The sequence below is a fragment of the Pedobacter sp. AK013 genome (assembly GCF_014205835.1).
Taxonomy (GTDB): domain Bacteria; phylum Bacteroidota; class Bacteroidia; order Sphingobacteriales; family Sphingobacteriaceae; genus Pedobacter.
The window spans coordinates 1-1,071 of record NZ_JACHCQ010000084.1; the positions used below are offsets into that span (position 1 = coordinate 1).

Here is a 1,071-nt window from a genome sequence, read left to right on the forward strand (position 1 = left end):
TGTAAAGGTTTAGTAATTCGGTAATGAACTAGAGTTTATTTTTTGTTATTTATATTGACCATTTCCGCCGGTTTTTTACCCTTAATTCCCTGGTGTGGTCTTTCCCAGTTATAATAAACAATATACTTTAAAAGTTCATCCTGTAACTCTTCCAGACTATCAAAGTCTGTATCTTCAATCAGGTCCTCTTTTAGCGTTCTCCAGAAACGCTCTACCTTTCCGTTTGTCTGTGGTCGGTATGCCTGTGTATACCGCCTTTTGATACCAGTTTCCATCAACATTCTTTCAAATGGGTGGTTCTGTTTGTTCCTGCTGATGGACGGTCCGAATTCAGGTCCGTTATCGGCAATCATTTCCTCAAATAGTATCCCAAATTCCTGTTTTAGCATCTGCATGCAGCGCATGGCAGCAAACATGGTTGTAAGTGCGGTAATATCCTCCATTACCTCTGCCCATGCCAGACGTGAATAATCATCAAGGACACAGATCAGATAAAGCCTTCTGTTCTCTCCCCTGATTACACTTTTACTTAGATGGTGACAATCAATATGTCCTAACTGGCCCATACGCTCCTTGATAATCTTTCGTTTAACTTCCTTTTCGGCACGTTCCAAACGGTTCTCTCCGTAACGCCTGAGGATATTATATACCCCAGATGCCGATGGTGTAAAATTATCCGATTTTTGTTTAAGCTGACTGGCTATTTCAAATTTATTGCTGCCGAGTTTGCGCAGATCCAATACTTTTTGCTCATCCTGAAGATCTGGACGCCTGGTACGGTACCTGGGGCCACGCTTTGCTGGAAGAAGATCCAGCTCATCGCCGGACTGTTTGAACCTGTTGTAATATTTCAGAAAACTCCTTGCATCAGTATCATGGGCAGTGTAAAAATCTTTTACAAGCTTGAACTTAGGATGTTTCCCATCTTTTACCTGCTCATATTCTTTGATCAGAAAACGGTACTTGCTTAAATAATTGCGCTTTAAGGTAAGGTCATTAGTGTTTATTCGCATAAATCATAATTAGCTATTTACAAAGCTAATTCTGTTACCGAATTACTAAACCTTTACA

General features: G+C 40.3%; 1 protein-coding gene. It reads right to left on the reverse strand.

Annotated features, from left to right (window positions below; genetic code table 11):
- Nucleotides 1–35: 35 nt before the first annotated feature.
- On the reverse strand, nt 36–1,013 hold the full coding sequence (locus HDC90_RS25270; protein ID WP_184471419.1) for an integrase core domain-containing protein: 978 nt from the start codon (nt 1,011–1,013) through the stop codon (nt 36–38).
- Nucleotides 1,014–1,071 lie beyond the last annotated feature (58 nt).

Excerpts from the sequence above, each read along its gene's own strand:
- HDC90_RS25270 (WP_184471419.1), bottom strand. The coding sequence starts at position 1,013 with ATGCGAATAAACACTAATGACCTTACCTTAAAGCGCAATTATTTAAGC.